This window comes from Streptosporangium sp. CA-115845, from assembly GCF_050943795.1.
GTDB lineage: Bacteria > Actinomycetota > Actinomycetes > Streptosporangiales > Streptosporangiaceae > Streptosporangium.
Map to the genome: position 1 here is coordinate 6,340,520 of NZ_CP191988.1, position 23,959 is coordinate 6,364,478.

Genomic DNA, 23,959 nt, shown 5'->3' on the forward strand with positions numbered 1-23,959 from the left:
AGAGCGCGGAAGGAGCCCGACCGCGAGCGGGGAGGCTGATCGGGCACGGTTCAACGGACGGAGACACCCGGGTGGTACTTCGGCAGGCGGACGCTGACCTTCGTCCCCGCCCCCTTGGCCGTCTCCGCCACCAGGCCGTACTCGTCCCCGTAGACCTGGCGCAACCGCTCGTCCACATTGACCAGTCCCACTCCTCCCGCCCCCGAGCGCTCGTCGGCGTCACCGGCCAGGATGCGGCGCAGCCGATCCGGTTCCATGCCCACGCCGTCGTCCTCCACGCTGATCCGGCATTCCGCCCCGGCGTCCTCGGCGACGATCGAGATGCGCCCTATCCCGGGCTTGCTCTCCAGCCCGTGCTGAACCGCGTTCTCCACCAGCGGCTGCAGGCACAGGAACGGCACCGCGACCGCGAGCACCTCCGGGGCGATACGCAGCGTCACCTGAAGCTGGTCGCCGAAGCGGGCACGTTCCAGGGTGAGGTAGCGGTCGATGGAACGCAGTTCCTCGGCCAGCGTGGTGAACTCCCCGTGCCGCCGGAAGGAGTAGCGGGTGAAGTCGGCGAACTCCAGTAGCAGCTCACGGGAGCGGTCGGGGTCGGAACGGACGAAGCTGGCGATGGTCGTCAGCGAGTTGTAGATGAAGTGCGGGGAGATCTGCGCGCGCAGCGCCCGGACCTCGGCCTCCATCAGGCGGGTCCGAGACCTGTCGAGTTCGGCCAGCTCCAGCTGCGAGTCGACCCAGTTCGCGACCTCGTGGGCGGCCCTGACCAGCCCCGCCGAGGCGTGCCCGCCGTACGCGGCCAGGGAACCGACCACCCGCCCGTCGGTGGTCAGCGGCACCACCACGGCGAACCTGATCGGACACTCGGGAAGGTCGCACCAGACGACCTCGGGGCCGAGAACCCGGGTCCGGCCCCCGGCGAGCGTCTTGGCGGCGTGGGTGAACGCCTCACGGGCGTGATGGTCGTCGCCCTCGCCGTCGTAGACCAGCAGCCTCTCCTCGTCGGTGACCGCCAGTGCCGGGGAGCCCAGCAGTTCCCGCAGGTGCCGGGACGCCTTCTGCGCCCCCGCCTCGGTCAGCCCGGCCCGCAGCGGTGGCGCGGCGAGGGAGGCGGTGTGCAGGGTCTCGAACGTGGCCCGCTCGGCCGGGCTGCTGCCCAGTTCCCTGCGCCCTCGCAACACCCGCCACAGCACCAGGGCGGGTACCCCGATCAGGGCGACGACCAGCAACACGGTGATGACGGGTTCCACGCTCCGGACCTTATACGCCCAGCCCCACCCGCGCCCGGCCCATACGGATCACACCGACCTTCCGTATCCGGTCAGCACAGGGTCAGGATCCACCCGGCGGGGCCTGGTGCCCCCGGTGCGAGGCCGGCGACGATCCCGAGCACTTTACGTTGTAGATCAAATTCAACGCCCTCTCCAGTTGCACGGCGCGCGGCCGCACCCGCGTCAGGGCGCGTCGCGGCTCCTCACGCCGGGGATCGGGACCATGTCCTCGGGCCCGGAGAATCCGTGCCGCCTTCCGTCTCGGCGTTCCTCCGGTACGGCCTGTGCGCCCTCCCGGACGATATGAGATCGTGCGGCTCAGTCAGCCTCGGCGATGGTCCTCCGATGCCCGCTCGGCCCGCCTCCGAGGGCATGGCGGTGATGCTCCCCACCCGACCAGCACGGCCGCGCGGGTCTTCTCGCCGCCATCCCCGAGGCCAGACGCGGCCAGGTGTTTCAGGAGGCCGGCAGGGCTTCGCGGACGCGGCGGGCGTAGGTCTCGGCCTCGGCGAGGTCGTCGTATCTCGTACGGGGCCAGAAGAAGCCGCGCAGGCCGTCCTTGTGGTTACGGGGGACCACGTGGACGTGCAGGTGCGGGACGCTCTGGCTGACGCGGTTGTTCGTCGCGACGAACGTGCCGGCCGCCGCCAGGCCCCGCTCGACGGCGACGGCGACGGCCTGGACGCGTTCGAAGAACGGGCCGACCAGCGGCGCCGGCAGGTCCGCCAGCGTCTCGACGTGGGTCAGCGGGGCCACCAGGACGTGGCCCTTGAAGACCGGACGCGTGTCCAGGAATGCCACGGCCACGCCGTCGGAGACGACGACGTGGGCCGGGCGCTCCCCTGCCGCGATGGCGCAGAACAGACACCGTTCACCTGGCACCACGTCAGGATAGGAGGCGGCGGGCGGCCCTTACCACCGCCTCGTCGACCATCTGGCCCCTGGCGTCGGTGACGACACCTGATCCGGACGCCTCGAAGCGGGCGATCAGGTCACGAGCCCGGTCGAGCTCTTCCTCCGAGGGGGTGAACACCTCGTTGACGACGGCCACCTGGGCCGGGTGGATGCAGGCTCTGCCGCGGAAGCCGAGGCGTTTCAGGGCGAAGGTGGAGACGCGCAGGGCGTCGAGATCGCGAAAGTCGGTGCTGACCGGAGCGAGGGGCGGGGCGAGTCGGGCCGCCGCCGAGGCCAGGACGACCTGGGAGCGGGCCCACAGCAGCTCGCGCTCGTCGGGACCGCTCTCGACGCCGAGGTCGGCCCGGAGGTCGGCCTCACCGATCTGCAGGCGCGCGACGCGAGGCGCCCTGGCGATCTCGGAGGCCGCCAGGATCGCACCGGCGCTCTCCAGCAGCGGGCACACCGCGATGGAGCCGTCCGGCAGTCCCTCGGCCGCCTCGGCGACGGAGAGCACCGCGGCGACCGCCTCCAACTCGGCGGCCGACTCGGTCTTCGCCACGCAGACTCCGTGCACCCCGGGCAGGGCGACCGCACGGAGGTCGTCGTGACCGGCCTCCCCCGGGTTGACCCGTACGTAGATCTCGGGGCCGTCGGGGCCGAGGCCGCGCAGCCACGTGGCGACGGCCGCGCGGGCCGCCTCCTTGTGCACGGGCAGGACCGCGTCCTCAAGGTCCACGATCAGGCTGTCGGCTCCCCTGCCGAGCGCCTTGGCGAGTTTTTCGGGCTGGTCACCTGGTACATAAAGGGCAGATCTCATCACCATCCGACCTTAGCGGTACCCGAGATGAGGGATCTCGCGATGACCATCCGCTGGATGTCGTTGGTGCCCTCGCCGATGGCCATCAGGGGCGCGTCGCGGTAGAGGCGTTCGAGGACGAACTCCTGGGAGTAGCCGTAACCGCCGTGGATCCGCATCGCCTCCATGGTGGTGCGCAGCGCCACCTCGGACGCGAAGTACTTGGCCATCGCGGCCTCGGAGTTCACCGCGCCGTTCTCGGAGCGGACCGCCGCCCAGTAGGTCAGCAGCCGGGCCGCCTGGATGTCGGTGGCCATGTCCGCGAGCTTGAGCTGGATGGCCTGGAAGTCGGCGATGGGCCGGCCGAAGGCGTGGCGCTCGCGCGAGTAGCTCAGCGCGGCGTCGTAGGCGCACTGGGAGACACCGACGGCGCGGGCCGCTATGTTGACCCGGCCGAGTTCCAGGGCGGACAGCGCCTGCTGCATGCCCCGCCCCTCGACCCCGCCGAGCAGCGCCGAGGCCGGGACGCGCACGTCCTGCAGCACGATCTCGCAGGTCTCGGTGCCCTTGTAGCCGAGCTTGGGCAGGTCGCGGCTGACCGTGTAGCCGGGAGTTCCCGCCTCGACCAGGATGAGGGACATGCCTCGGTGCGCGGGGTCGGTGAGCGAGGTCTTGACCAGCACGGGCATCGGGTCGGCGTGCCGGGCGTTGGTGATCCACGTCTTGGTGCCGTTGATCACGTAGTGGTCGCCGTCGCGGACGGCCCGCGTCTGGATGCCCTGCAGGTCGGTGCCGGCCGCCGGCTCGGTCAGCGCGATGCCGGTGCGGCGGACGCCGGTGGCCAGGTCCGGGAGGTAGCCGCTTCTCTGCTCCTCCGTGCCGTAGGCGGCGATCATCCAGGCGGCCAGGGAGTGCGAGCCGAGCACCCCGGCCACGCCCATCCAGCCACGGGCGATCTCCTCGAAGACCAGGGCGAACGACACCCGGTCCAGGGCCAGCCCGCCGTACTCCTCGGGGATCGTGATCCCGAACAGCCCCATCCGTTTGAAGCCCTCGACGATCTCCGTGGGGTAGCGGCCGGTCCGCTCCCACTCCGGGGCGACCGGCACGATCTCCTTGTCGACGTACTCCCGCAGGGTCCGGCGGAACAGCTGCTGTTCCTCGTTGAGCTCGAAGTCCATCACGAGGTCCTTTCGGGAAAAGCGGTCCCGCGGAGGGGGGAGCGGGCCGGTCCTGGCCTGCGGGAGATACTTCACCTGGTGGCGCAAGGACATGATCTCGCACCGCCCCGGCCGGGGCCACGGGCCTCCGCCGGAACCTCCCGGCGATCACGGGAAGGATCCCGCTCGGCACGGCCGCGCCGGGCCTGCCGCCGCTCCGGCAGGCGGGCGTCTCAGGCCCCGTCCCGCCCGGGGGCGAAGCCAGGGGCCGGACCTGATCGGTAGACGCCTCCCGGGCCCACCTGGGCGGCGTGGACCTCCCCGTCCGGAGCGTACAGCCGGATCTGGACGCCGTCGGGGTCGACGAAACCCAGCGCGTGGCCGGAGGAGGCCCCGATGATCGGGCTGTGCGGGACGCCGAGGTCGTCGAGGTGGGCGACCCAGGCGTCGAGCCCGGAGAGGGGGACCTGGAGCGCGAAGGGGTCGGCGTCGAAGAGCGCCCTGGCCAGGTCCGGGTTCTGGCGCAGCGCGATCTGGAAGGCGGCGCCGGGGACCTTGAAGCTCATGCCCCTGATCACGCCGCCCTCGTCCTCGAAGCTGGTGTGGTGCTCCAGCCTCAGGACGCGTTCGTACCAGGAGCGGCTCCGCTCCAGGTCACTCACCCAGATCTTGAGATGGTGCACACCGGTCAGTGCGGCGTTCAACTCATCTCCTCAGGAGTCCGGCGTCGTGGTGACGGTCGTGGTGAAACGGTGGTTGCAGAATCTCTCGCGCGCCTCCCGCCGGCTGAAGCGCCGCTCGGACTCCTTGCGGTCGAGCCCTTCGAAACTGTCGAAACCGAGTCTGGTCACGCCCTTGCCCCCGGTGCGGGCGGTGAGGACGACCCTTCCCCGGTGCGGGATGTGGCTGCCCGCGGCGCACCAGACACCGTCGGAGTGCTCGCGGCAGCGCAGGACGGCGACCCGCTTGCCGGCGGCGTCGAGCAGCACCGCCCTGGTGGGGCCCCGCCCCTCGGGAAAGCGGCCCCCCACCCAGAAGGTGCCCCAGTAGGGGGCGAAGGACGGGGTCAGGGTCATGGAGTAGTCAAGGGTGTAGGAGACCTGCCCGCCCGGGGCCGCGGCGGGCTTGGCCCTGGCCGCCACCTTGATATCGATCAGTGGTTTGGCCTGGCATTTCCTGGTCACGCTGACACAACTGGCCTGGGCGTGGGGCAGCGGGGAGAGGGCCGCCGCGATGAGAGCGAGGCCTGCGGCGATCCCGAGAGCGTGGCGCATGAGACCTCCCGTGTTGTCCTGCCCCGAGAACGTGTCCTGCCCGAGAACGCTACATGCGCTCGGACACGCATGTGCTTAAGTCCGGACACTTCGTCTTTCACTATGAAAACGCGGCCTGGCCGGGGCAGGCCGACGTGAAGGTCCGGGCGGAGCGAAGTCGGTTCCACGGGACATCAGAGTGGCGGGAAGGTCCGGGCAGGCGGAGAGGAGGGGGTCCGCCGCCCACCCGGAAACGGTCAGATTACCCCGGCAGACATGAGTTTGGCTCGCCTGGGCGCACGGGTATTGGCCGGATCTCCGAAGATCCGGCGGCTCGCGTCGTTCCCGACGGTGCCGAGGGCCGCTCGGAGCCCTCCGCCGGCCGGCCCCAGGGCGGTTCCGAGGGCTTCGGGCCGCCCCCCGTGAATCGCCGGGGACGGCCCCTGCCGGTGTCGCCGGACGACTATCTCCTCCTGCCTCTCCGCAGGACCCGGAAGACGACCAGGGCGAACGCGGCCACCGCCGCGATCGTCAGAACGGGGCGCTTGCCCGCCTCGGCCGCGACCTTCTCCGCCGCGTCCTTGACCTCGGCGGGGGTCATCTCCTTGACCCGGCCGACGACCTCGGGAGTCGCCTCCTTCACCCGCTCGACCATCTCGGTGGCGGTGGTGGCGGTCGCCGCTCTCGCCCTGCGCAGGTCCTCCCCCACATGGGCGGCGGTCTCCTGAAAACGGCCCTTCACATCGGTCTTGTGCACCAGTGCCTCCACAGTGTCGCCAAGTTCACGGCGAGCGTCCTCGATGTCCCGCCGCACGGTTTCCACGTCGTTCTCGTCTTTTGTGATGATCTTGCCGGTCTTCGTCTCGCCGACGCCGGTGTCGACGCAGGGTGCGACGTCGGCGGCCGCGCTCTCCGCGAGCCGGGGCGTGCCGGCGCGCTCGGACTCCGGAACGCCGAGATCCTCGCCAGGCGTGCCGTACGGCTGCTTCGGCGGGATGTTCAGTGACTCCCTCTCGTCCGGCGTTATCGGGGCACCGACCCTTTTCCTCCGGGATCCGGTGATCCCCGCCTCGCCCCGGGACCGGTCGGGGCCGCCCGGGTCTGTCTCAGTCATCGGTGGACCCTCTCCCTTACCGCGTAGATGTCGTCCCTGACGCTCTCGATGGTCCGCGCGGGAGTCGGCGGGGACGCCTCGGCGACCTGGTGCCTGCCGGAGAACCCGAGCACACCGGCCAGGGCCAGCAGCACCACGCCCACGACCGCCGCGGCCACCCAGGCGGGCATCACGTACGCGAGGAGCAGGATCACCGCGGCGACCAGGGAGCCTGTCCCGAACAGGGCCACGACTCCCGCCCCGCCGAACAGCCCCGCGCCGATTCCGGCGTGCTTGCCCTTTTCCGTCAGTTCCGCCTTGGCCAGACGGAGTTCGTCCCTGACCAGCCGCGAGACCTGCTCCGACATCTGCCGGATCAGCTCGGACGTCGGCAGTGACTCCTTGGTGTTGACCATGGACTGCCTCCTCCCCTACAGGAAAGGACGCCTACCCTGTCCCACCGCGGCAAACATCCGTCCGGCGGCGGTGTTCACGGGAGCCCCAGGGGTAACACCCGCGGAAGTCGCCGCAGGCGGTGCCCCGCCTGCCACCCGAGGCCCGACGGAGCGGCGGCGCCGCCCGCACCCCTGACGTGCCGGACACGTCGATCACGTCTCCCGGCCAGGACTAGGCCATGATCATAGGGAGGCCCGCGTGTCCGAGTGGTGGAAAAGTAAAGGTACGGGCGAAGATGAGCCTCTTGAGATACTGCGTGGCACGATGAGCACGATCAGGAAGGCGGCACGCTAGAGATGGCACAGATCGTCGGCGGCGGAAGCCCGGTCAACGACGCCGAGCGACGGGTCATCGCACACCTGCGAGACAGCGCCCCGCCAGACTGGCTGCTGCTGCACAACATCGAGGTGCCCCGCGGCGACGACACCTTCGAGGTGGACGTGATCGTCCTGACCGGCCACTCGCTCTGCGTCATCGACGTCAAGGGCACCCGGGGCAGGATCGAGGTCGCGGGGAACCGCTGGTTCCCGCTGCGTCGGGAGGCGTTCGGCTCCCCTGTCGCCAAGCTGCGCGGCAACGGGCGCGCGCTCAAGGGGCTGCTCACCCAGGAGCGGCGCGAGCTGGACCGGGTCTACGTCGACAGCCTGGTGGTGCTCACCGGGGCCGACGCGGAGCTGGTCGACCCGGCCGGCCGCGACTCACGCCACGTCACCGACCTGGCCGGGCTTGTCGGCACGCTGAGTGACTCCTCCCGCGTCAGACGCGGCCACACCACGGACACCGCGCCGTACGGCACCGCGATCATCGAGGCGCTCAACGGGAGCGTGCGACGCTCCACGGCGCCGCCGCGGTTCGGCAGCTGGGAGGTGGAGGAGCAGCTGGGCGGCGACAACCGGGTCACCGAGTATCGCGCGATCAACGCGACGGTTCCCGGCAGCGAGACGGTTCTGCTGCGCGTCTACCGGGCCGACCCGCTGGCGGAGGAGGAGCCGAGGGCGGCCGAACGGCGGCTGATCACCAACGCCTACCAGGCTCTCACCAGGATCCCGGCGCACCCGTGCGTGGTGCGCGCCCGTGACTTCTTCGCCATCGACGACGAGAGCCGGTTCGTGCTGGTCCTCGACGACGTACACGGTCAGGCGCTGCACCTGCACCTCACCGCCTCCCCCCGTACGCTCTCCACCGCCGCCCGGCTGGACGTGGTGGAGGACATGCTGCTGGGCCTGGCCCACGTGCACGCCAACAACGTGATCCACCGGGCGCTCAGTCCCGCGTGCGTGCTGGTGACGGAGGACGGCCGGGCGATGCTCACCGGGTTCGACTACGCCAAGCCCGGCCCCCGCGCGCACACCGTCGCCAACGAGCTGCCCAACGTGCTCGACACCCACTACGCGGCCCCCGAGTGCCAGGCCATGCCCGAGCGGATGACCGCCGCCTCCGACGTGTACGCGGCCGGGGTGATCGCCTTCCAACTGCTGACCGGGGAGCTCCCACCGGCCAATCCCGACGCCGAACCCGCTTCCAGCGAGGCGTCCGCCGAGGTCATGGACCTGCTCCGGCGCATGCGCGACCACGCGACGCACAAGCGCCCGGACGCCGCCGAGGCCCTGTCCGACCTGCGACGGGCGCGGCGCCCCCGCCCTGCGGCCCTCACCGCGCCCGATTCCGGCGCGCCGGCCCCCCTCTCCCAGATCCCTGGTACGGCGAACACCGGCGTGGCGGCTCCCGGACGCCCGGAGGGGCCCGAGCCGGAACACCACCGGCGAGACGCCCACGCGCCCGCGCGAAACGGGGAGGCGCGTGACAGGAGCGGGCCGGGACAGGAGCCGCTGCTCGACAGGCTCAGGATGAGGTTCCGGCGTATCACCGGAAAACAGCCGTGAAGGCGAACCGGGCCCGCGACGGAGTAGGGGTGTAACCCATAGAAGGGACACCCGGCACATGGCCGCTCCCCCTGATACGCCGACAAGAGTCGACGATGCCGCGCTGATAGCACGGTCACGGCACCGTCCCGACCTGTTCGCGATGCTCTACGACCGCTACTTCGTCGAGATCCACCGCTACGCCGCCGGACGGCTCGGCTCGCAGATCGCCGACGACGTCGCCGCCGAGACCTTCCTGGTGGCGTTCCGTAGACGGGAGACGTTCGACCCCGCCAGGGGGACGGTGCGGCCCTGGCTGTACGGCATCGCCACCAACCTGGTCGCCCAGCACCGCAGGAACGAGACACGCAGGCTGGAGGCGTTCCAGCGGGCACCCGTCGACGGTGAGGCCGACGAGGGATACGAGGAGCGGGTGGCCACCCGCCTCGCCGCCGCGGGCGTGCGGGGGCCGCTCGCGTCGGCGTTGAGCGGCCTTTCCGACGGCGACCGCGACGTGCTGCTGCTGGTCGCGCTCGCCGATCTCAGCTACGAGGAGGTCTCACAGATCCTCCACATCCCTTTCGGCACCGTCGGCTCCCGGCTCAACCGGGTGCGCAGGAAGCTGCGCGCGGCACTGGGCGGCGTCAATCCCATGATCGGAGGCTCCGATGGATGACCTGACCGCGGTCCGGGACCTGCTCGCGGAGCCGGAACCGTCCCACGAAGTGATCGCGGCGGGCCGGGACCGGCTCCTGGCCGCCATGCCGTCGCCTCAGGGGCCGCCCCGAGAGCAGGCACGGCGGGGCCGCAGGGCGGCCTGGTGGACGGCCCTGGGGATGGGGGTGGTCGGGACGGCCGCGGCCGCGACCCTGGTGATCACCTCGTCGACCGCCGCCCCGCCGACGCCGCCGCTCACCCGCCTGCCCGCCCCCGGCACGCAGAACACCGTGGCCGAGGCGAGACAGGTCCTGCTGGCCGCGGCCACCGCGGCGGCCAGGGCACCGGCGGAGGGTGCCTACTGGGTCACCCGCACCGTCCAGGGGAACCAGCGCGTCGCGCCGAATGCCGGCTATCTCATCCTGCGGAGTCACGCCGAGGAGATGTGGCTGTCACGCGCACGCGACGGGCAGAGCTGGAGGATCAGCCAGTACCTCGGTGCGAAACCGGCGACTCCCAAGGACGAGGCGGCCTGGCGGAAGGACGGCTCCCCCGACCGCTGGCTGTTCGCGGACGGCGCGCTGACGGGTGGCTACGTCTCCGCCGAGGAAAGGATCGAGTCCGAACCGGGGGAGCGGGAGGCGTTCCGCCTGCGCGGCAAGTGGAAGGGGTCGGCCGGCCACCTGACCAAGGGACTGCTCACCTGGGCCGAGGTGCGCGCGATACCGGACACCCCGGAGAAGTTGAGGATCTACCTGAACGGGCGCGGCAAGGAGTTCACCGCCAAGTGGCCGGGGGCCGAGAAGCAGGTGGAGCCGTGGCTGCTGGAGGACTGCGTGCAGTTGCTCACCTCGCTCCCGGTCACCCCCGGGACCCGCGCGGCGGCCTATCGGCTGCTGGCCTCCCTGCCGGGGATGACGTCGGAGGGGAAGGTCGTCGACGGGCTCGGCCGAATCGGCCAGGCGATCTCCTACCCGGTCAGCACCACCACGCCACAGGGCGAGAGCAAGGTCTACGGAACCAACCGGCTGGTGATCGACGTGTCGAGCGGGCTGCCGCTGTCGCGGGAGCGGGACGGCCTCGACCGGCTCAGGGACGGGCGGACCTACAAGGTCACCTCGTTCACCGCGTACGAACGGATCGGCTGGACCGACGACCTGCCCGACCTGCCCGCCCGGCACGACTGAACGCGGCTCAGGAGTCGACGAAGTCGTCGGGGACCATCACCCGCAGCCCGTTGGGGACGGTGCGGATCGTGATGGGGGTCATCAGGCGGACCTCGCCGTCGATGTCGGCGGCCAGCGGCGGGTCGGTCTCCAGGTGCATCTCGCGCCCCACCACGAAGGGACCTCCCGCGAGGCTGCGCCAACGGCCGCTGCCGGCCCGGATCATGGTCTCCACCAGCAGGCGCAGCCGCTTGCCCGAGCCGAGCTGGTAGGCGACCAGGCGGCCGTTGTCGATGCTGATGTCCTTGGCGACCTGCCAGCCGCCGTGGAAGCGGCCGTTGGCGATGTTGAGCTGGTGGGTGAGCAGCTCGTGGCGGCGGCCGTCCACGGTGAGGAAGGCCCGGAACGGCCGGTGGCCCGGCAGGATCGTCAGTGCCGTGAGCGGGTAGGCCGCGCGGCCGAGGAGGCGTTTCACCCCGTGCCTGACCTTGCCCGCCACCTCCACCGACACCCCGAAGCTGGCCAGGTTGGCGAACTCGCGGTCTCCGGCGATGCCCAGGTCGATGTCCGCGACCTTGCCGGTGCGCAGCACCTCGATGGCTCCGGCGAGGTCGAGGGGGACGCCGAGGCTGCGGACGAAGTTGTTGGTGGTGCCCAGGGGCAGCACGCCGAGGGCCACGTCGCGATGGGCGACGTGCTTGACGGCGGAGCTGAGCGTGCCGTCGCCACCGCCCACGACGAGCAGGTCGGGCCCCGCGGCCAGGGCCTCCTCGATGATGGCGCGCAGACGCTTGGGATCTTCCACGGGGAAGAAGCGGATCGATCCGAACCTCTCGGCCCGCAGCGCGCGGACCACCTCCGGGTAGTGGTGCCGGCCTCGGCGTGAGCGCGTGTTGACGACCACGCAGACCCGGCCCTCGGTCCTGATGGCCTCGGTGTGCTCGGCCTTGCTTCGAAGCTCTCCCACGCTGCCCCTATCCGATCGGGTGCCTGCCCGTTCAAATGGTATGGCCCCGCCGTCGGTGACGGCGGGGCCATACTCCTGCGGGGTTTACTTCTTGGGCGGGGTGACCTGAACGATCGCGCCGAGGTTACCCGGCAGCGGGGTGACGAGCTTGAGCTTCACGCCCAGCGCCTTGCCCTCGTCACCGGGGTTTCCGGAGCCGAGGACGTGGCCGCCGCCCATGTCGATCCCGTACCAGTCGTTGGCGGGGGTGCCGTCGGCGTTGACGACCCGGGTGCTGTACGGCTGGTCGCCCGCCGACGGTACGACCGTCGAGGCGTCGAAGTCGCGGTAGTACAGGCTGGTGCCGCGCGCCTCGAAGCCGGGGTACCAGGTCTTGGCGTCGGTGAACTCCGAGACCCCCTTCAGCCCGTCCACCTTGGTGCAGTACGCGCTGAAGGGCTCATCCGGCCCCTCGATGCAATCGGTGAAGGGGTAGGTCTTGGCGAAGGAGAAGGCGGCGTTCGAGCTCTGCACGCGTCCCGACATGTTCTTGAGCGTGGTGGGATCCTTCGTGGCCGCCACGCCGGTCCGCCGCAGCGGGTCGAAGTGGGAGTCGACCAGGATCAGGCTGCCCTTGGAACCGATGCTCGGCGCCAGTTCGAGGTTGTTGGCCACCGAGTTGTTGGTGTAGTTCGAGTCGCGGTACCAGACGAGCATGCCGGGGGCGTTGTACTTGACCTTCTCCACCTTCCACGCGTTGTCCCGCGAGTAGTTGGTGGTGTAGGTGTACTGCAGGCCCTTGTCGAACCCGTCGAGGTTGCGCCACTCGGCCAGGTAGAAGCGGGAGACCTCCCGCGTGCCGTCGTTGAGGGCCCAGCCCTGGCCGGTGGTGCCGTTGAAGCTGCCGCCGGTGGCCGTCCAGCCGTTGAGGCCGCCCTCCAGGTCGTCGCTCCAGACGGTCTGGGTGCCGTTGGTGAGCGCGAAGTCGTCGGCGTGCCAGCCGCGCGGGGTGTAGGCCGCGTCGGTGTTGTAGGTCAGGCGCAGCTTGACGGTCGTGCCCGCGAACGGCGTGAGGTCGACGTAGTCGTGCCGCCAGCCGTCGGTGTTGCCGGTGAGGCCGTACTTCTTGTCACCGAACGCGGCGAGGTTCCCGTTGGGGTCTGTGTAGTCGTCGTCGGTGGAGACCAGGGCTCCGCCGTCGGTGTAGACCTTCTGCTGGCTCCAGGTGGCGCCGCCGTCAACGGAGGTCTCGATGAAGCCGAAGTCCCAGTCGTCCTCGATCTCGTAGTTGTTCCAGAGCCAGAACTTCAGGTCGGTCCCCGCGGGCACCTGAACGTCGCGGGCGATCTTGACGTTGGCCCACTCCTGGTCGAAGTTGGACCAGAGCGTCTTGGTGCCGCTGTGCGGCTCGATCATCGTGACCGGCGAGCTGGTCAGGTTCACCCGGACGCCGTCCTCGGTGAGCTTGGGCGTGCGCGAGGCCTGGCCGACCGTCACCGCGCGGGCGCGGTCACCGGGGTTGAAGACCTTGGGGTTGGCCCAGCCGAGCACCCACTTGCTCCAGATGCTCATGTGGGTGGGCATCGACTGGAAGATCGGGCCGCTGTGCGATCCGCTGGACATCAGGTCCCAGAAGTCCACCGCGGAGGACGCCTGGCCGCTGGTGTCGTAGAGGTCCGGAAGGCCCAGGTCGTGGCCGTACTCGTGGGCGAAGACGCCGACGCCGGAGTCCTCGGGCTGCACGATGTAGTTGGAGATCTTCACGTTCTTGCCGGGCACCTGGTAGCCGCCGGCCACCGCGCTGGAGTGCGCCCAGATCGCGTAGGTGCCCTCGGCGCCGCCGTCGGAGGACTTGTCCTTGCCCGCGTGGACCAGGACCAGGTGGTCGATCACGCCGTCGGGCTCGGCGAAGTTCCCGTCGCCGTCGGCGTCACCGACGTCCTCGAGGTCGTAGTCGGCCCACGGGAAGTTCGGGTCGGCGGCGGCCAGGACGTTCACCGCGTCGATGGCGAGCTGGCCGGCCCCGCGCGGGTTGTCCGGGTGGCCGCTCATGTCCTGCACCGGCTGGCCGCAGGCGCGCGCGCCGTAGTACGCCTCGGAGTGCGGGACCTTGATCCACGGGCTCGCCTGCCCGGTGACCGTGTAGGCGCCCTTGGACATCTCCTCGTACATGTTCTTCAGGGTGTGCTTGGAGATGTCGATGCCCTTGCGGCCGTCCCGCGGGTCGGTCAGGTCGGTGCGGACGCGCTGGGTGATGCCGCCGGTGCTGTACAGCATCTTGTTGAAGTGGTCGGGGCTGAAGTCGGGCACCCAGAAGCTGTTGTTGTCCTTGTGGGACAGCGTCGCCGGGTTGGGGATCTTGTTGTGCAGCGGGCCGTTGAGCCGCGTGCCCGGCGGCTCGGTGACGCACTCGGCCGGGTCCTCGCTGGTCACGCTCGCCGGGCGGGAGAATCCGGAGAAGTCGTCGTTCGCCTGGTCGTTGAACTCCACCAGCAGGGTGAGGAGCTTGGCCGTCTTGGGGGTCTTCGCCTTCTTGAAGAGGAGATCCGCGGGGTTGAGCCCCGTCCTGATCGCCTCGGCCTCGCGGGCGGCCAGCACTCGCGCGGCGACGGGGTTGCCCTCGGAGTACTTCTGGTCGATCTTCCTGGACGGACCGGCCTTGCGCGCCTTGGCCGACGGCACGGCCGGGTCGCCGACCTCCGGCTCGTCCCTGGGCGGCGCGTAGTTGATGTAGTAGTCGGCCGCGGTCGGCTGGTACCGTGCGACCGAGGAGTCGCTCTCGGCCGACGCACCGCTCACAGCCAGTCCCGTGACGGCCAGGCCGAGCACGGGAACTATCGCGAGAAGGCGTCTGGGAGCGCCTCCTCTGCTGACTCTGCCGGACAACGTGTCCCCTCCCTGCGCCCGGGTTTACCGGACGCGGACATTTCCGGCGCGCCGAATGAGCGCACCGAACCGGGAGGGTAGACGAGAAGGTAAAGCCAGAGTCAAGACGCCAAATGATGTTGCAAAAATGCAATAAAGTGTCTTTTACTGGTAATGGTGGTGATTTTCACTACGCTCCGGCTCGGCGCCGCCTGAAACCGCCTCCGAAGGCCCCTTGAGGTGCGGAATTGGTGTATGGGAGGTTCGGCGTACCGCCGAACACCCGCTCGGGGCCAGGCCGTACAGTCCACTTGTGACCGCTATCTCCGAACTTGTCGCCGCGCTCGCACCGGAGAAGGTGCTGACGGACTCCGACGTGACCGACTCCTACGCCCGGGACCGAACCTTTCTTGAGCCCGGCAAACCGCTGGCCGTGGTGCTCGCGCACACCAGGGACGATGTGGTCGCCGTGATGAGATGGGCCACCCGGTACCGGGTCCCCGTGGTGCCCCGGGGGGCCGGGACCGGCCTGGCCGGCGGGGCGACCGCCGTCGAGGGGTGCGTCGTGCTGGCGCTGCACAGGATGGCAGCCATCAGGGAGCTGTCCCCCGACGACGAGATAGCCGTGGTCGAGCCGGGGGTCATCACCGCCGACCTGGACCGGGCCGCCCGCGAGCACGGACTGATGTACGCCCCCGACCCCTCCTCCTACGAGATCTCCACCATCGGCGGCAACCTGGCGACCAACGCGGGCGGCCTGCGGTGCGTGAAGTACGGCGTGACCCGCGACTCGGCGCTCGGCCTGGAGGTCGTGCTCGCGGACGGGCGGGTGATCAACACCGGCCGGCGCACCGTGAAGGGCGTCACGGGGTACGACCTGACCGGCCTGTTCGTCGGCTCCGAGGGGACGCTCGGGGTCATCACCGCGGCGACGGTACGGCTGCGCAGAGCGCCGTCGGCCTACCCGGCGACGATCGCGGCCGAGTTCGCCTCCCTCAGGGAGGCCGCCGCCGCCGTCTCCGCGATCATCGCGGCCGGGTGCCAGCCGTCCCTGCTGGAGCTGCTCGACCGGAACACGCTCAAGGCCATCGACGACTGGCGGAACATCGGGCTGGAGGAGTCGACCCGGGCGATGCTGATCGCGCAGTCGGACGCGGTGGACGGCCCGGCCGTCTCCGAGCGCATGGCCGAACTCTGCACCGCCAACGGCGCGGCCTTCGTGGCGGTGTCGTCGTCGGCGCAGGAGGCCGAGCAGTTGATCGAGGTCCGCCGGATGGCGTACGAGGCCAAGGAGCGGCTGGGCAAGTGCCTGGTGGAGGACGTGTGCGTACCGCGCTCCCTGCTGCCTGACATGATCGAGAAGATCGAGGCGATCGCGGCCAAGCACGGCGTGCTGATCACCACGGTCGCCCACGCGGGCGACGGCAACCTGCACCCCGTCTTCGTCTTCGACAGGACCCTGAGTGAGCCGCCGCCCGAGGTGTGGGCGGCGGCCGACGAGCTCTTCAGGGAGACCCTGAAGATGGGGGGCACGCTCACCGGCGAGCACGGCGTCGGGCTGCTGAAACAGCGCTGGCTGTCCATGGAGACCGGGCCGGTCACCGAGGAGATCCACCGCGGGATCAAACAGGTCTTCGACCCGCTCGGCATCCTCAACCCCGGCAAGGCCATCTGAGCGGGTTCCCGCCACATCGGGCGGGAACCCCGCGGATCCCGCCCCACCAGGGCGAGAGATGGGATCTCCGCGGATTCCCGGCAGAGCGAGCACGGGATTCCGCGGTTACCCGGATCTCCATGGCCATTCGCTCCCCTCTCGCGCTGGTAGCGTTCTGCCCCACATAAACCATTTTTTGGGTTTTATCGGGGGGCATCTGGTGGAGCCACTAACAACGGAGGATCCCCCACGCCTGGGATCGTTCGAGCTGACCGGACGGCTCGGAGAGGGCGGGCAGGGGATCGTCTACCTCGGGCGGGGGCCTGAGGGCGAGCAGGTCGCCGTCAAGCTTCTCCACCACGGACTGGTCGGCGACCCCGAGGCCAGGGCACGCTTCCTGCGCGAGGTGTCGGTCGCGCAACGGGTGGCCCGGTTCTGCACCGCCTCCGTGCTCCACGCCGACCTCGCCGGCAGCCGCCCCTACATCGTGAGCGAGTACGTCCCCGGCCCCTCCCTGCGCCAGCTGGTCGACAGCCAGGGACCGCGGCGCGGCGCCTCCCTGGAACGTCTCGCCGTCAGTACCGCCACCGCGCTGTCGGCGATCCACCGCGCGGGCATCCTGCACCGTGATTTCAAGCCCGCCAACGTGCTGATGGGTCCCGAGGGCCCGGTGGTGATCGACTTCGGCATCGCCAGGGCTCTGGACTCTCCGGGGATGACCGCGACCGGGGTCGCGATGGGCACCCCTTCCTATCTCGCGCCCGAGCAGCTCGGGGCGGGCGAGGTGACACCCGCGGCCGACGTGTTCGCCTGGGGCGTCACGATGGTCTTCGCCGCGACCGGCAGGCCCGCGTTCGGCCAGGACTCCATCCCCGTCGTGATCAACCGGATCCTGAACACGGAGCCGGAACTGGGCGCGCTGGAGGGAGAGCTGCGCGAGCTGGTCATGGCCTGCCTGTCGAAGGATCCGGCACTGCGCCCCACCGCCGAGCAACTTGTCAACCGTCTGATGGGCACCGCCCCCACCACCCCGGTCCGGCGTCCGGCCCCCCTCCCCGGCCCTGTGCCCGGTCCCGGTCACGTGTCCGCGGCGGCCACCCGACAGAGCGGGCAACGTCAGGACGGGCCGCCGACGGGCGGACCGGGAGGCACCGCGCCGGGACACGGTGGACCGGGACAGGACGGACCCGGGCGGGCCGGGGGGCCCGGTGGGAGGAAGCCGCGCGGGCCTGTGGGGCTCCTGCTCACCGGGGTGGCGGTCGTGGCCGCGCTCGGCGTGACCGCCGGGACCGTGGTGGTCCTGCAGAACGACGAGAAGGCCACGATCGCGCGAGCCGGAGCGGCGTCCATCGCGGCGGAGACCCCGGGCCCCGACTCGACGACCGTTCCCGGCGATCCGCCCACGGCCGGGGAGGAGACTTCCCTGCCTCCGGAGAACGAGGAGCTCCTCACGATCACGCCCCACCCGTCCCGGCGGATCACGCGGCCGTCGTCCAGGCCGGCCGAGAACCCGAGCCGCACTGCGGGAGCGCCGACGAGAAAGCCGAGCAGGCCCCCCTCCCGGACCTCCAGCCCGGCGGCCACCACCGCCAAGCCCACCCCGTCGGCGGAGCCGAGCGGCATCGTCGAGCCCTCATCGGCTCCCGAGCCGACGGCCAAGCCCACCGCCACCTCGCGACCGACCTCGACGGTGAAGCCGACCACGGCCAAGCCCACCACCGCCAAGCCGAGTCCCACTCCTCAGAAACCCAACCCCTATACGGCCGCCGGCGTCTGCGGCAGCGGTTACAAGGTCGTCAACTCCAAGGCCCTGGGCAGTGTCGCGACGATCTACCTGCTCTACAACTCCGCCGCGGGTAAGAACTGCGTCGTCACCATGTCCAGGTACGTGATCCCCGCCAAGATCTCGATGAACGCGATACTCCAGGTGAAGGGCGGCTCCAGCGGGAGCAACCCCGGCAAGTTCACCGTCTACGCGGGCCCGGTACGCCTGTCCGCGGTCAAGAAGTGCGTCATCTGGGGAGGCTCGCACGGGTCGCTGTCGTGGAGGAGCGGCTGGAGCCACTGCGGTTGAGCACGAGGATCGTCGCATACTCCTCGGTGAGCCGCGTGATGTCGCCGCCGCACCCCGTCCACCGGGTGAGCGTCCCGCCCACGACCAGGACGACCGCGGCATCCGGCCGCCCGGAGCCGGCCGGAGATCTCCAGGCGGCTCCGCTCGGAGAGCGCCGGGGCCTGTCTTCGAAGCCATGGATTACGGTCGTCCTGACCTGTGCGCGGTGACGCTTGCCGGGTACACGGCGCTCCAGGTACTTGATCTGGATTTACCGTGAACTCGCGAGTGGGATGTGCTGATCGGCGGCGTGGGTTTTCCAGAATGGAGTGCTGAGAGGGGAAACCGATGCCTGACCTGATGCCGTGGCCGTCCAGGCTGCCGATCGTCCAGGCTCCGATGGCCGGCGGGGCGTCCACGCCCGAGTTGGCCGCCTCCGTGTCCGGCGCCGGAGGTCTGGGATTTCTCGCGGCCGGCTACAAGACGGCCGCGCAGATGCGGCAGGAGATCGAGCGGACGCGTGAACTCACCTCTCGTCCGTTCGGTGTGAACGTGTTCATGCCTACGGCCGACGAAGCCGAGCAGGCCGAACTCGGCGCCTATGCGCGAGCCATCGAGGGGGAGGCACGGCGGCTTGGCACCGAGCTCGGGATCCCGCGCGGCGGCGACGACGACTTCACGGCCAAGATCGAGGATCTGCTCGCGGATCCGCCCGCGGTGGTGGGATTCACGTTCGGCTGTCCCGAGGACGAGCTCGTCCGGGCGTTCCGCCGCCAGGGGACCGCGGTGGTGGTCACCGTGACGTCGGTGGCCGAGGCCCGGCTGGCCTCGGCCGACGCGTTGTGCGTCCAGGGAGAGGAAGCGGGCGGGCATCGGGGGTCGTTCGCCAACACGGACGTCGAAGGAATGGGCCTGGACCGCTTGCTGCCCCGGATACGTGAGGTGTCACGGCTTCCCCTCATCGCGGCCGGCGGTATCGCCTCGGCCGCCGACGTCTCCCGGGTCCTGTCCGCGGGAGCGATCGCGGCCGCGGCGGGCACCGCCTTCCTCCTCTGTCCCGAGAGCGGCACCGGCGCGGTCCACCGCGCGGCGCTGACCGATCCGCGCTTCACCCGGACCGCCATGACCAGGGCCTTCACCGGACGTCCGGCGCGCGGCCTGGTCAACCGGTTCATGACGGAGTACTCCGGCCGGGCGCCCGCGGCCTATCCGCAGGTCCATCACCTGACGGCGCCGCTGCGGCGCGCCGCCGCGGCACAGGGGGACGCCGAGGCGCTGCACCTGTGGGCCGGAACCTCCTGGAACCAGGCGCGACCCGCGCCGGCGGCGCGGGTCACCGTGGACCTGGCCGCGATCTGAATCGGTCAGAGCCGGGCTCGATCCGCGGTGTCGACGGGCGGGACGTCCCCGGCGCTGTCGGAGCCGGCAGCCGTGGCCTCGCCGGGGTGAGGGCGACATCGAATCCATGCCGGCCTCTGGCAGGCGAATGGGTTCTGGGTTACCGTAACTGACGTGATCGTCAAGTCTGAGACGCTCAGCACCCGGGGCCGGCGCACGCGAGCGGCGCTCGTCCAGGCCGGACGGGAGATGTTCGAGGAGCGAGGCTACGACGCCGTGCGTGTCGACGACGTCTGCGCGCGCGCCGGTGTCTCACACGGCACCTTCTACACCTACTTCGGCTCGCGCGAGGAGCTGTTCCGTGAGGTGGCGGCCACCGTGGTGGGCGAGATGTTCACCGCCAGCGTGGTCGGGCCCAGCGCTCCCGACGACCCGTACGCCCGCATCGAGGCCGCCAACCTGCTCTACCTGCGCGCCTGGGCCTCCAACTCCCGGTTGGTAAGGATGCTGGAGCAGGTCGCGATCGCCGACGAGGGGTTCCGCGGCCTTCTGCTCGAGTTGCGCGAGGTCTTCGTGCGGCGCGGCGCGGAGGGGCTGCGGCGCCTGCAGGAGCAGGGCCTGGCCGATCCGTCGCTGGACCCCCGGCTGACCGCCGTGATGCTGGGCGGGATGGTCGAGCACTTCGCCCACGTCTGGCTCGACCTCGGCGAGCACGCCGACGAGCGGACCGCCGTAACCATGCTCTCCACGCTCTGGGCCCGGGCCATCGGCCTGACGCCCGCGAGCCAGGGCAACAACATGACGCCAACGTCAATCAAGGAGGCGGGTTCGTGAGCCGGCTGGACACCTCCGGTGACGACTATCTGGCTCGGCGCGAGGCGATGCTCGCCAAGCTGGCCGAGCTCGACGCCGAGCAGGCCAGAGCGGTGGCCGGCGGCGGCGAGAAGTACGTCGACCGGCATCGCGCGCGGGGCAGGCTGCTGGCCAGGGAGCGGATCGAGCTGCTCGTCGATCCGGACTCGGCGTTCCTGGAGCTCTCACCGCTGGCGGGCTGGGGCAGCGACTTCCCCGTGGGGGCGAGCGTGGTCACCGGGATCGGGGTGGTCGAGGGCGTCGAGTGCGTACTCGTCGCCAACGACCCGACGGTGCGGGGCGGCTCGTCCAACCCGTGGACGCTGCGCAAGACGCTCAGGGCGGCCGACATCGCCTTCGAGAACCGGCTGCCGCTGATCAATCTGGTGGAGTCCGGCGGGGCCGACCTGCCGACCCAGAAGGAGATCTTCATCCCCGGCGGCCGGATCTTCCGCGACCTGACCCGCCTGTCGGCGGCCGGGATCCCCACGATCGCCCTGGTCTTCGGCAACTCCACCGCCGGCGGGGCGTACGTACCGGGGATGAGCGACCACGTGGTCATGGTCAAGAAGGGCGCGAAGGTCTTCCTCGGCGGGCCGCCGCTGGTCAGGATGGCCACCGGGGAGGAGGCCGACGACGAGTCGCTGGGCGGTGCCGAGATGCACGCCCGCCTCAGCGGGCTGGCCGACTACCTGGCCGCCGACGAGCACGACGCGCTGCGGATCGGGCGGCAGATCGTCAGGGGCCTGAACCGGAGAAGGCTCGGCGCCTCCGCCGGGGCCGTGCGTGACCCGCTGTACGACGAGGACGAGCTGCTGGGCATCGTGCCCGAGGACCTGAAGATCCCGTTCGACCCGCGCGAGGTGATCGCGCGGATCGTGGACGGCAGCGAGTTCGACGAGTTCAAACCCCTGTACGGCGGGAGCCTGGTGACCGGGTGGGCCCGCCTGCACGGCTACCCGATCGGGATACTGGCCAACGCCCGGGGGGTGCTGTTCAGCGAGGAGGCGCAGAAGGCCGCACAGTTCATCCAGCTCGCCGGCCAGGCCCGCACACCGCTGGTCTTCCTGCAGAACACCACCGGCTACATGGTCGGCAAGGACTACGAGCAGGGCGGCATCATCAAGCACGGCGCCATGATGATCAACGCGGTGTCCAACTCGACGGTCCCGCACCTCACGATCGTCATGGGCGCCTCCTACGGAGCGGGCAACTACGGCATGTGCGGCCGGGCCTACGACCCTCGTTTCCTGTTCTCCTGGCCCAGCGCGAAGTCGGCGGTCATGGGGCCCGCCCAGCTCGCCGGAGTGCTGTCCATCGTCGGCAGGGCCGCGGCCCAGGCCCGGGGGCAGGTCTACGACGAGGAGGGCGACGCGGCGATGCGCCGGATGGTCGAGGCGCAGATCGAGGCCGAGTCGCTGCCGTTCTTCCTCTCCGGCCGCCTCTACGACGACGGGGTGATCGACCCCCGCGACACCCGGACGGTCCTGGGCCTGTGCCTGTCCGCCGTACACAACGCCCCCGCCCCGGAGCCCGCGGGCTTCGGCGTCTTCCGGATGTGACCATGCCCGCGAACATGCCCGCGAACATGCCCGCGACCGCCTCGCCGATCCGCCGCCTGCTCGTCGCGAACCGGGGTGAGATCGCCCGCCGTGTCTTCCGTACCTGCCGCGACCTCGGCATCGAGACCGTCGCGGTCTTCTCCGACGCCGACGCCGACGCCCCGCACGCGGCCGAGGCGGACCACGCGGTGCGGCTCGGCGGCCTCAGACCCGCCGACACCTACCTGTCGGTGGAGAAGATCATCGACGCGGCCCGCAGATCGGGGGCGGACGCGGTCCATCCCGGCTACGGCTTCCTGTCGGAGAACGCCGCCTTCGCGCGGGCCGTCCGGGACGCCGGCCTGACCTGGGTCGGTCCACCGGCCGAGGCCGTCGCCGCGATGGGCTCCAAGATCGAGGCCAAGGAGCTGATGGCGGCCGCGGGGGTCCCGGTGCTGCCGGGATTCACCACGGGTCCCGGCCACTCGACGGACGACCTGGAACGGGACCTGGACGCCGTGTTCACCCCGATGGGCGGGCCCCTCCCCCTGCTGGTGAAGGCGTCGGCCGGGGGCGGCGGGCGCGGGATGCGCGTCGTACGGCTGACCGGCGACCTGCCGGAGGCGGTCGAGTCGGCGCGCGCCGAGGCCGCGTCGGCGTTCGGGGACGGCACGGTGTTCGTCGAGCCCCTGCTGGAGGGCGCCCGGCACATCGAGGTGCAGATCCTGGCCGACGGGCACGGGACGGTGTGGACGCTGGGCGAGCGGGAGTGCTCGATCCAGCGGCGGCACCAGAAGGTGATCGAGGAGACCCCCTCCCCGGCGATCTCCCCGGCGACGCGGGCGCGGCTGCGCGACGCGGCGGTCACGGCCGCGCGGGCCATCGCCTACGTCGGCGCCGGAACCGTCGAGTTCCTCGTCAGGGGCGATACCGTCGCCTTCCTGGAGATGAACACCCGCCTGCAGGTGGAGCACCCGGTGACCGAGTGCGTCTACGGCGTCGACCTCGTCGAGCTGCAACTGCGGATCGCCGAGGGCGCCCGGCTGCCCGCGGCACCGCCCGAGCCGTCCGGGCACGCCGTCGAGGCGCGCCTGTACGCCGAGGATCCGGCCCGCGACTGGCTCCCGCAGAGCGGCACCCTGCACCGCCTCGAGATCCCCGGCGTGGACTCCCGCTTCGCGCCCGCGTCCGGCGGGCGGCACGGACTGCGGCTGGACTCCGGTGTCGAGGACGGCTCGGTGATCGGGGTGCACTACGACCCGATGCTCGCCAAGGTCGTCTCCTACGGCGTGAGTCGCTCCGACGCCGTGCGGAGGCTGGCCTTCGCGCTGGCGGGTGCGCGGATCCACGGCCCCGTCACCAACCGGGACCTGCTGGTCGAGATCCTGCGCCATCCGGCGTTCCTCGCCGGGGAGACCCATACGGGGTTCCTGGCCGAGCACGGCCTCACCGGGTCGGCGCCCGGACCGCGGAGTGCCGGAGCCGGGCCGGGGGCCGTACGCCTGTCCGCCCTCGCCGCCGCGCTCGCGCGGGCGTCGGCCAACCGCGCGGCGGCGACGGTGCAGGCGGGACTGCCGAGCGGATGGCGCAACGTGGTGTCGCAGCCGCAGCGCACCGCGTTCGCGGAGGCAGAGATCTCCTACCGGATCACCAGGGCCGGTCTGCGTGCCGAGGGGTTCCCCGATACCGTTCTGGTCGGCGCGACGCCCTCGCTCGTCGTACTGGAGACCTCGGGCGTGCGGCACAGGTTCGCCGTGGCCCGCTACGACGACGTGACGCACGTGGACTCCCCGCTCGGTTCCGTACGGCTCACCCCGCTGGAGCGCCTGCCTGCGCCGGTGGAGCAGGTACTACCCGGCTCCCTGCTGGCACCCATGCCCGGTACCGTGCTGCGGATCGACGTCAAGCCCGGCGAGAGAGTCGGTGCGGGGCAGGTGGTCGTGGTGCTCGAAGCCATGAAGATGGAGCACCGGATCACCGCCCCCGCACCGGGCACGGTGGCGGCGGTGAACGTGGCACCGGGCCGCCAGGTCGAGGCCGGGTTCGTGCTGGTCGTGATCGAGGAGCAGACTTGATCCCCTCCCCGGGCTCTTCGGAGC

At 70.9% G+C, this 23,959-nt stretch carries 19 protein-coding genes; 9 read left to right on the forward strand and 10 right to left on the reverse strand.

Translation table 11 applies throughout. From position 1 onward, the window contains the following. Window positions 1–50: 50 nt before the first annotated feature. The 8 genes from ACQP0P_RS30640 to ACQP0P_RS30675 all read right to left on the reverse strand — a co-directional run bounded on the left by ACQP0P_RS30640 (window position 51) and on the right by ACQP0P_RS30675 (window position 6,886). A complete protein-coding gene (locus tag ACQP0P_RS30640; protein ID WP_433361079.1) occupies window positions 51–1,250 on the reverse strand; it encodes a sensor histidine kinase in 1,200 nt (399 codons plus the stop codon). Window positions 1,251–1,727: 477 nt separating this feature from the next. Then, window positions 1,728–2,153 (reverse strand): HIT family protein, encoded by a 426-nt coding sequence (locus ACQP0P_RS30645; protein WP_433361082.1) that lies wholly within the window; start codon window positions 2,151–2,153, stop codon window positions 1,728–1,730. A gap of 4 nt (window positions 2,154–2,157) precedes the next feature. Continuing rightward, the gene (locus ACQP0P_RS30650) at window positions 2,158–2,985 is read right to left on the reverse strand and encodes an HpcH/HpaI aldolase/citrate lyase family protein (RefSeq protein WP_433361084.1); all 828 of its coding nucleotides are present in this window, start codon (window positions 2,983–2,985) and stop codon (window positions 2,158–2,160) included. Next, window positions 2,985–4,145: an acyl-CoA dehydrogenase family protein gene (locus ACQP0P_RS30655; protein WP_433361087.1), complete on the reverse strand. Its 1,161-nt coding sequence runs from the start codon at window positions 4,143–4,145 to the stop codon at window positions 2,985–2,987. Before ACQP0P_RS30655 ends, ACQP0P_RS30650 begins: the two co-directional genes overlap by 1 nt. A 212-nt stretch (window positions 4,146–4,357) precedes the next feature. Then, on the reverse strand, window positions 4,358–4,828 hold the full coding sequence (locus tag ACQP0P_RS30660; RefSeq protein ID WP_433361090.1) for a VOC family protein: 471 nt from the start codon (window positions 4,826–4,828) through the stop codon (window positions 4,358–4,360). 9 nt (window positions 4,829–4,837) lie between these two features. Next, window positions 4,838–5,398 (reverse strand): hypothetical protein, encoded by a 561-nt coding sequence (locus ACQP0P_RS30665; protein WP_433361093.1) that lies wholly within the window; start codon window positions 5,396–5,398, stop codon window positions 4,838–4,840. A 442-nt stretch (window positions 5,399–5,840) separates the two neighbouring features. Continuing rightward, a complete protein-coding gene (locus tag ACQP0P_RS30670; protein ID WP_433361096.1) occupies window positions 5,841–6,491 on the reverse strand; it encodes a DUF3618 domain-containing protein in 651 nt (216 codons plus the stop codon). Next, window positions 6,488–6,886, reverse strand: a complete 399-nt coding sequence (locus ACQP0P_RS30675) for a phage holin family protein (protein ID WP_433361099.1) — start codon at window positions 6,884–6,886, stop codon at window positions 6,488–6,490. The genes ACQP0P_RS30670 and ACQP0P_RS30675 overlap by 4 nt, the downstream gene beginning before the upstream one ends. A gap of 336 nt (window positions 6,887–7,222) precedes the next feature. Between ACQP0P_RS30675 and mads6 the strand changes: the two genes are divergently transcribed. From mads6 to ACQP0P_RS30690, 3 genes are read left to right on the forward strand one after another with little or no spacing between them, the layout of a single operon-like run. Next, window positions 7,223–8,809, forward strand: coding sequence for a methylation-associated defense system protein kinase MAD6 (gene mads6 / locus ACQP0P_RS30680; RefSeq protein ID WP_433361102.1), 1,587 nt, complete (start codon window positions 7,223–7,225; stop codon window positions 8,807–8,809). Between the two features lie 58 nt (window positions 8,810–8,867). Then, entirely contained in the window at window positions 8,868–9,464 is a 597-nt protein-coding gene (locus tag ACQP0P_RS30685; protein WP_433361104.1) for an RNA polymerase sigma factor, read from the forward strand. Continuing rightward, window positions 9,457–10,632, forward strand: coding sequence for a CU044_5270 family protein (locus tag ACQP0P_RS30690; RefSeq protein WP_433361107.1), 1,176 nt, complete (start codon window positions 9,457–9,459; stop codon window positions 10,630–10,632). The genes ACQP0P_RS30685 and ACQP0P_RS30690 overlap by 8 nt, the downstream gene beginning before the upstream one ends. A 7-nt stretch (window positions 10,633–10,639) precedes the next feature. Here the strand turns inward: ACQP0P_RS30690 and ACQP0P_RS30695 are convergent, their stop codons facing one another. Both ACQP0P_RS30695 and ACQP0P_RS30700 read right to left on the reverse strand, forming a co-directional pair. Further along, complete coding sequence (locus ACQP0P_RS30695) at window positions 10,640–11,578, reverse strand: diacylglycerol/lipid kinase family protein (protein ID WP_433361110.1); 939 nt, start codon at window positions 11,576–11,578, stop codon at window positions 10,640–10,642. A gap of 84 nt (window positions 11,579–11,662) precedes the next feature. After that, on the reverse strand, window positions 11,663–14,356 hold the full coding sequence (locus ACQP0P_RS30700) for an immune inhibitor A domain-containing protein (RefSeq protein WP_433361113.1): 2,694 nt from the start codon (window positions 14,354–14,356) through the stop codon (window positions 11,663–11,665). Between the two features lie 379 nt (window positions 14,357–14,735). On the opposite strand from ACQP0P_RS30700, the gene ACQP0P_RS30705 reads away from it, so the two are divergent. From ACQP0P_RS30705 to ACQP0P_RS30730, 6 genes are all read left to right on the forward strand, one after another. Further along, window positions 14,736–16,097: an FAD-binding oxidoreductase gene (locus ACQP0P_RS30705; RefSeq protein ID WP_433361116.1), complete on the forward strand. Its 1,362-nt coding sequence runs from the start codon at window positions 14,736–14,738 to the stop codon at window positions 16,095–16,097. A 199-nt stretch (window positions 16,098–16,296) separates the two neighbouring features. After that, entirely contained in the window at window positions 16,297–18,150 is a 1,854-nt protein-coding gene (locus ACQP0P_RS30710; RefSeq protein WP_433361119.1) for a protein kinase domain-containing protein, read from the forward strand. 327 nt (window positions 18,151–18,477) lie between these two features. Further along, window positions 18,478–19,488 carry a nitronate monooxygenase gene (locus ACQP0P_RS30715; RefSeq protein ID WP_433361122.1) on the forward strand — a complete coding sequence of 337 codons (1,011 nt, stop codon included), beginning with the start codon at window positions 18,478–18,480 and terminating at the stop codon, window positions 19,486–19,488. A gap of 153 nt (window positions 19,489–19,641) precedes the next feature. Then, on the forward strand, window positions 19,642–20,301 hold the full coding sequence (locus ACQP0P_RS30720) for a TetR/AcrR family transcriptional regulator (RefSeq protein WP_433361125.1): 660 nt from the start codon (window positions 19,642–19,644) through the stop codon (window positions 20,299–20,301). 47 nt (window positions 20,302–20,348) lie between these two features. Then, window positions 20,349–21,881, forward strand: a complete 1,533-nt coding sequence (locus ACQP0P_RS30725; protein WP_433382194.1) for an acyl-CoA carboxylase subunit beta — start codon at window positions 20,349–20,351, stop codon at window positions 21,879–21,881. A gap of 2 nt (window positions 21,882–21,883) precedes the next feature. Beyond that, window positions 21,884–23,935 (forward strand): acetyl/propionyl/methylcrotonyl-CoA carboxylase subunit alpha, encoded by a 2,052-nt coding sequence (locus ACQP0P_RS30730; protein ID WP_433361128.1) that lies wholly within the window; start codon window positions 21,884–21,886, stop codon window positions 23,933–23,935. Window positions 23,936–23,959: the final 24 nt, after the last annotated feature.

What these genes read in the sequence shown, in the direction of transcription:
- ACQP0P_RS30650 (WP_433361084.1), bottom strand. Translation starts at nt 2,985, where the DNA reads ATGAGATCTGCCCTTTATGTACCAGGTGACCAGCCCGAAAAACTCGCC.
- ACQP0P_RS30655 (WP_433361087.1), bottom strand. Translation starts at nt 4,145, where the DNA reads ATGGACTTCGAGCTCAACGAGGAACAGCAGCTGTTCCGCCGGACCCTG.
- ACQP0P_RS30665 (WP_433361093.1), bottom strand. Translation starts at nt 5,398, where the DNA reads ATGCGCCACGCTCTCGGGATCGCCGCAGGCCTCGCTCTCATCGCGGCG.
- ACQP0P_RS30670 (WP_433361096.1), bottom strand. Translation starts at nt 6,491, where the DNA reads ATGACTGAGACAGACCCGGGCGGCCCCGACCGGTCCCGGGGCGAGGCG.
- ACQP0P_RS30675 (WP_433361099.1), bottom strand. Translation starts at nt 6,886, where the DNA reads ATGGTCAACACCAAGGAGTCACTGCCGACGTCCGAGCTGATCCGGCAG.
- mads6 (WP_433361102.1), top strand. Translation starts at nt 7,223, where the DNA reads ATGGCACAGATCGTCGGCGGCGGAAGCCCGGTCAACGACGCCGAGCGA.
- ACQP0P_RS30685 (WP_433361104.1), top strand. Translation starts at nt 8,868, where the DNA reads ATGGCCGCTCCCCCTGATACGCCGACAAGAGTCGACGATGCCGCGCTG.
- ACQP0P_RS30690 (WP_433361107.1), top strand. Translation starts at nt 9,457, where the DNA reads ATGGATGACCTGACCGCGGTCCGGGACCTGCTCGCGGAGCCGGAACCG.
- ACQP0P_RS30715 (WP_433361122.1), top strand. Translation starts at nt 18,478, where the DNA reads ATGCCTGACCTGATGCCGTGGCCGTCCAGGCTGCCGATCGTCCAGGCT.
- ACQP0P_RS30725 (WP_433382194.1), top strand. Translation starts at nt 20,349, where the DNA reads ATGCTCGCCAAGCTGGCCGAGCTCGACGCCGAGCAGGCCAGAGCGGTG.
- ACQP0P_RS30730 (WP_433361128.1), top strand. Translation starts at nt 21,884, where the DNA reads ATGCCCGCGAACATGCCCGCGAACATGCCCGCGACCGCCTCGCCGATC.